Raw genomic sequence first — 6,059 nt, 5'->3', positions numbered from 1 at the left:
TCGAGTTCGTCAGCACGAGGCGGCGGGACGCGGCCAGCAGGGCGAGCTGCTGCGGCACCGGCGTCCCCGCCCCCGGGAAGCGCACCTCGAGGCCCTCGACGTCGACGGGAGCCCGGGCGGTGAGGCGCTTCAGCCGCATCGCGGGGCGCTCGACCAGCAGCCAGCTCGCCCACGCGAGGGGGACGGTCGCTGCGACCGAGAGCGCGATGTACGCCCAGAGCGGCACGGCGGCTCCGGCTCCGACGATCGCCAGCGAGAGCAGCTGCTGCACGGGGAACGCGTAGATGTACATCCCGTAGGAGACGTCGTGGGTCGCGCCCACTCGACGCAGGGGGAGCCGGGCGCCGAGCGCGACCATCAGATAGGCGAGGGGGAGGCCGGCGAGCACGCGGTAGAGGCCGGCCGCGATCACGAGGACGAGCAGCACGGCCGCGGCAGCGGTGAGCGCGCCCGTCAGGGGGAGGCGGTCGCGGTACAGGTGCACGAGCGCGCCGGCGAGGAAGTACCCGACGAGCGTCACCGTCTGGTTGAGGGGCGCCGGGAACGGGACGAGGTCCGACGCGAGCACCGCCGCGACGAGGGTGAGGCCCGCGAATCCCGCGACCACGAGGGGGCGCACCCAGCGCGCGGGCGCCAGGGAGACGAGCAGGCCGATCACGACGTAGCTGACGAACTCGTAGAACAGGCTCCAGAGCGAGCCGTTCCACGCGCCCGGGTAGGGCACGGAGCCGAGCATCCCCGCGATGCCGTACTCCCGGATGTAGAGGGCCGCATTGGCGACCACGAAGCGCACCGCCCCGGCCGCGCTGTACTCGCCGGCTCCGAGGAGGAGCGACGCGAGCGGTGCGGCGACGAAGGCCACGACCAGGAGCGAGACGAGGAAGGCGGGATAGATGCGGAGGAAGCGCCGCCGGAGGAAGTCGACCAGCGATCGCGAGCGCAGCCGGCTCGCGGTGATCAGGAAGCCGGAGGTGGCGAAGAACCCGCCGACCGCCCAGGCGCCGAGGGTCGAGCCTCCGAACCCGGGGTCGTCTCCGTAGCCGCCGAGGGGGAAGGAGTGCGACACGATGACGAGGACCGCCAGCCCGAGCCGCAGGGCGTTGATGCTGTTCGACCGCGGGTCGAAGGCGGAGCCGACGGTCGGGCGCGTGCGTGGCGCGCGGGCGGGCGCGGCGGTGCGCCGGCCGTTCTCCTGGCGGGTCATGCGCACATCCTGCTGACCCCGGCCGCCGCCGTCGATCGGGCGGGGGACGCGCCGCGCTCCTCCCGGAGGGCCCGCGCACCAGCAACGACGCGCGCTCCACCCCTGCGGCCCCGTCGCGGAGCTGACGCGGACTGACGTGCGGCCTGCGGCTGATCCCTCTCCGCCCCGTCGTCCCTCCGTCGCCCTCTCCCGCGAGACGCCGCTCCGGTACGCGACGCGCGGGAGCGGGCGTACCGGAGCGGGATCTCGCGGCGGGCGGTCGGATCACGGCGGTCGGATCACGCCGGTCGGATCACGCCGGTCAGAGCAGCCCGTCCGTGAGGTGGTCAGGCGTGCCGAAGCGGTGGGCCGTGATCGACACGGCCTGCTCGCGGAGGAACGGCAGCAGCTCCAGCCGGCCCGCCTCGGTCGCCGCGCCCGCGTAGACCGCGAGGTCGGGGCGCCCGCCCGTCGCGGCCGTCACCGTCGCGGCGGACGCGCCCAGCAGGCGCACCCGTCCGGCGCCGTGCGCGCGCACCCGCGCCTCCCACGCCGCGTCGTCCTCGACCACGACGGCGCCGGCCGCCTCGTCGAGACCGGCGGCGAGCTGCGGAGGCAGCGCCGCGGCGCTCGAGACGACCACCCGTGCCTGCGCGGTCGCCGCCGCGACGGCCGCCCGCACGAGCGAGCCCAGCGGCTCCCCGGCGGCCAAGCGCACCAGCACGGCGGAGTCGTAGGGCAGGCGGCGGAAGACGTTGCGCTCCGCCTCCAGCCCCGTCACGTCGCGAGGAGCGCTCGCGGCCCACGCCACCGCGCAGCTGCGCGCCGTCCGCTCCACCGCGGCGTGCTCCTCCGCCGGGAGCTCCGCGCGCGACGCGGCGAGCAGGCGGGCGGCCGGTCCGACGACCGGAGCGGTCGCCTCCGACGGCGCCGCGGTCCAGGAGCCCAGGCCGAGCAGGTAGTCCGGCCCGCCCGCTTTGGTGCCCGGGCCGACCGCCGACTTCTTCCAGCCGCCGAACGGCTGGCGCTGCACGATCGCCCCGGTGATCCCGCGGTTCACGTAGAGGTTGCCCGCCTCGATCCCGTCGAGCCAGGTGCCGATCTCCTCCGGGTCGAGCGCGTGCAGGCCCGAGGTGAGCCCGTAGTCGACCTCGTTGACGATCGCGATCGCCTCGTCGAGGGTCGCCGCCGTCATGATCCCGAGGATCGGCCCGAAGTACTCGGTGCGGTGGAACTCGGACCCGCGGCGCACGCCGTCGCGGACGCCGGGGCTCCACAGGCGTCCGGAGTCGTCGAGGCTCCGCGGCTGCAGCAGCCAGGTCTCACCGGCGCCGAGCGCGGTCAGGCCGCGCAGCAGCTTGCCCTCGGCGGGTTCGATCACCGGCCCCATCCGCGTCGCGGGGTCGGTCGGGTAGCCGACCGTGAGGGAGGAGACCGCGTCGAGCAGCTGCGCGCGGAACCGCTTCGAGCGCGCGACGGAGCCCACCAGCACCACGAGCGAGGCGGCGGAGCACTTCTGGCCCGCGTGCCCGAAGGCGCTCGCCACCACGTCCTTCACCGCCAGGTCGAGGTCGGCCGAGGGGGTGACCACGATCGCGTTCTTGCCGCTCGTCTCGGCGAGCAGCGGGAGGTCGTTCCGGAAGGAGCGGAACAGCTCCGCCGTCTCGTAGGCGCCGGTGAGGATCACCCGGTCGACCTGCGGGGAGGCGATCAGGTCGCGCCCCAGCTCCTCCTCCGGCAGGCGGAGCAGGCGCAGGGCCTCGCGAGGCACGCCCGCCGCCCACAGCGCCTCCGCCACCACGGCGCCGCAGCGCGCGGTCGGACCGGCGGGCTTGAGCACCACGGCGGAGCCGGCCGCGAGCGCCGCGAGGACGCCGCCGGCCGGGATCGCGACCGGGAAGTTCCACGGCGGAGTGACCAGGGTCAGCGCGGCCGGGTGGAAGCGGGCGCCGTCGACCGCGTCGAGCTCGAGGGCGCGCTCGGCGTAGTAGTGGGCGAAGTCCACGGCCTCCGAGACCTCGGGGTCGCCCTGGTCGAGGGTCTTGCCGCCCTCGGCCGCCATGACCTCGAGCAGCTCGGCGCGGCGCGCCTCCAGCTCGTCGCCGGCCCGGTGCAGGATGCGGGCACGCTCCTCGGCCGGGACGTCGCTCCAGCCGCTGCCGCGGGCGCCGGAGAGCACCGACTCCAGCTCGTCGAGGGTGCCGATCGTGGCGGCCTCGATCGCGTCGGCGCCGGCCCGGGAGGAGGGGACGCGCGCGAGGATCGCCTGCGCCCACTCGCGGTTCGCGGCGACGGACGGGTCGGTGTCGGGGGTGCTGCGGAAGTCGCCCGGTCCCGGACGACCGCTCGCGGCGAACCGGTCGGGCACGCGGTGCGCCGGGGGGACTGCCCCGTCGAGGGCGGCGACGGAGGCGCGGAACCGCTCCTCCTCCCGCGCGAAGAGCGCCGGGTCGGCCTCGAGCTCGAAGACGGCCGACATGAAGTTCTGGCTCGACGCGCCCTCCTCCAGCCGGCGGATCAGGTACGCGATCGCCACGTCGAACTCGGCCGGCGCGACGACCGGCGTGTAGAGCAGGAGCGAGCCGACCGTGCGGCGCACCGCCTCCGCCTGGCCCTGGGCCATGCCGAGGAGCATCTCGTACTCGATCCCCTCGCGGACGCCGCGGGTGCCGGCGAGCAGCCACGAGTACGCGACGTCGAAGAGGTTGTGCCCGGCGACGCCGACCCGCACGTTGCGGATCCGCTCCGGGTGCAGCGCGTAGTCGACGACGCGCTTGTAGTTCGTGTCGGAGTCCTGCTTGCTGCTCCAGGTCGCCAGCGGCCAGCCGTGGACCGAGGCCTCGACCTGCTCCATCGGCAGGTTCGCGCCCTTCACCAGGCGCACCTTGATGCCGGCGCCGCCGCGGGCCCGGCGGGCGGCGCTCCACTCCTGGAGGCGGATCATCGCCGAGAGCGCGTCGGGCAGGTAGGCCTGCAGCACGATGCCGGCCTCGAGGCCGAGGAACTCCGGCCGGTCGAGGATGCGGGTGAAGACCGCGATGGTGAGGTCGAGGTCCTTGTACTCCTCCATGTCGAGGTTGATGAACTTCTGCGGCGAGGAGGCGGCGGCCCGGGCGAACAGCGGCGCCAGCTCCTCGACGATGTCGTCGACCGCGGCGTCGAAGGCCCACGGGTTGTGCGGGGCGGTGCTCGAGGAGACCTTGATCGAGACGTAGTCGACGTCGTCGCGGGCGAGGAGCCGGTGCGTCCCCTCCAGGCGGCGGTGGGCCTCCTCGCGGCCGAGGACGGCCTCGCCGAGCAGGTTCATGTTGAGCCGGACGCCGTCGCGGCGGATCGCGGCGATGGCCGGGCCCAGGCGCGAGTCGGTCGCGTCGATGATCAGGTGGCCGACCATCCGTCGCAGCACCCGGCGCGCGATCGGCACCACGACGTCCGGGAGGAGCGGCGCCATGACGCCGCCGAGGGCGACCGCGCCGCGCATCGGAGCCGGGAGGAAGGACGGCACGCCGCCCGCGATCGCCTTCAGCGCCGCCGCCGCGACGCGGGTGTCCTCAGGTCGGACGACGCCGTCGACGAAGCCGACCGTGAAGTCCAGGCCGGTCGGGTCCTTCAGCACGCCCGCCAGCTGCGCCCCGGAGGCGTCGATCGGGATCGCGGACGCCTCGCGCAGCCAGCGCCGCACCAGGGCGACGCTCTCGTCGACCAGCCGGGGATCGATCGAATCGGCGGACGGGCCGTCGGCGGCGGGGCCGGTGGCGAGAGCGGGGCTGGCGAGATCCGTCATGGTGCGGTCCTTCTGCTCTGAGGTGGGTGCCTTCAGTATTCGACCGACTACCGTTGAGCAGAAGCGACCGTTCCTTACCGGTACCGGTCAGCTCAGCTGAACGATCGGAGGGACGCCGTGCTCGATGTCCGCCGCCTGGTCCTGCTCCGCGAGGTGGCCATCCGCGGCACTCTCGCCGCCGCGGCCGAGGCCCTCGCCTACAGTCCCTCGGCCGTCTCGCAGCAGCTCGCCGTGCTCGAGCGCGAGGCCGGCGTCGAGCTGCTGCGGAAGGCGGGCCGGCGCGTGCAGCTCACACCCCAGGCCGAGATCCTGGTCGAGGCGGCCGGCGAGGTGATGGCCCTGCTCGAGCGGGCGGAGGCGGCGCTCGCGGCCTCGGGGGAGTCGGTGACCGGCCGGGTGCGCGTCGCGGTGTTCCAGTCGGCCGCGCTCGCGCTCATGCCGGGTGCGCTCCGGGCCGTCGCCGACCGCTTCCCCGAGGTGCGCGTCGAGATGGTGCAGCGCGAGCCCGAGGGTGCGCTGCACGAGACGTCGTGGGCGCGGGAGTTCGACCTCGTCGTCGCCGAGCAGTACCCCGGCCACTCGACCTCCTGGCTGCCCGGACTGGTGCGCAGCGACCTGACGACCGACGCGATCCGCCTCGCCGTGAGCCGCGACTCCGCCGTCGTCGACCTCGCCTCGGCCCGAGACTCCGCCTGGGTGATGGAGCCGCGCGGCACCGCGAGCCGCCACTTCGCCGAGCAGACCTGCAGGGTCGCAGGCTTCGAGCCGGACGTCCGCTTCGAGACCGCCGACCTGCAGGCGCAGATCCGCCTCGCCGCCTCCGGCCACGCCGTCGCCCTGATGCCCGACCTGGTCTGGGCGGGCGAGGCGCCGGACTGCCGCCTCCTCGAGCTGCCCGGCACGCCCCGGCGCACGATCTTCACCGCCCAGCGCGAGGCGCAGTTGGCGTCGCCGGCCGTGCGGGTGTTCCGGGAGTGCCTGGCGGAGGTGGCGGGGCGTTTCGCGTGAGGCTGCGGGCGTGCGGGGGTGCGTGAGGCGGTGCGGTCGGTGCGGGTGAGCGGGGGTGTGTGGCGGTGCGGTTCGGGTGAGGGG

Annotated in this window: 3 protein-coding genes; 1 reads left to right on the top strand and 2 read right to left on the bottom strand. The window is 74.9% G+C overall.

Annotated elements, in window-relative coordinates; translation table 11 throughout:
* Positions 1-1,204, bottom strand: a 1,204-nt coding sequence (locus C5C10_RS17120) for an acyltransferase (RefSeq protein ID WP_104329867.1), incomplete at its 3' end; no start/stop codon positions are given.
* 301 nt (positions 1,205-1,505) lie between these two features.
* A complete protein-coding gene (locus C5C10_RS17115) occupies positions 1,506-4,967 on the bottom strand; it encodes a bifunctional proline dehydrogenase/L-glutamate gamma-semialdehyde dehydrogenase (protein WP_104329866.1) in 3,462 nt (1,153 codons plus the stop codon).
* 117 nt (positions 4,968-5,084) lie between these two features.
* On the opposite strand from C5C10_RS17115, the gene C5C10_RS17110 reads away from it, so the two are divergent.
* A complete protein-coding gene (locus C5C10_RS17110) occupies positions 5,085-5,975 on the top strand; it encodes a LysR family transcriptional regulator (RefSeq protein WP_104267855.1) in 891 nt (296 codons plus the stop codon).
* The last annotated feature ends 84 nt before the right edge of the window (positions 5,976-6,059 follow it).

Origin of the sequence: Rathayibacter sp. AY1A3 (assembly GCF_002930975.1) — a bacterium.
Lineage (GTDB): Bacteria > Actinomycetota > Actinomycetes > Actinomycetales > Microbacteriaceae > Rathayibacter.
Note: the sequence above shows the minus strand (reverse complement) of the source record. Positions and strands in the feature narration are given on the sequence as shown.

What these genes read in the sequence shown, in the direction of transcription:
- C5C10_RS17115 (WP_104329866.1), bottom strand. Translation starts at nt 4,967, where the DNA reads ATGACGGATCTCGCCAGCCCCGCTCTCGCCACCGGCCCCGCCGCCGAC.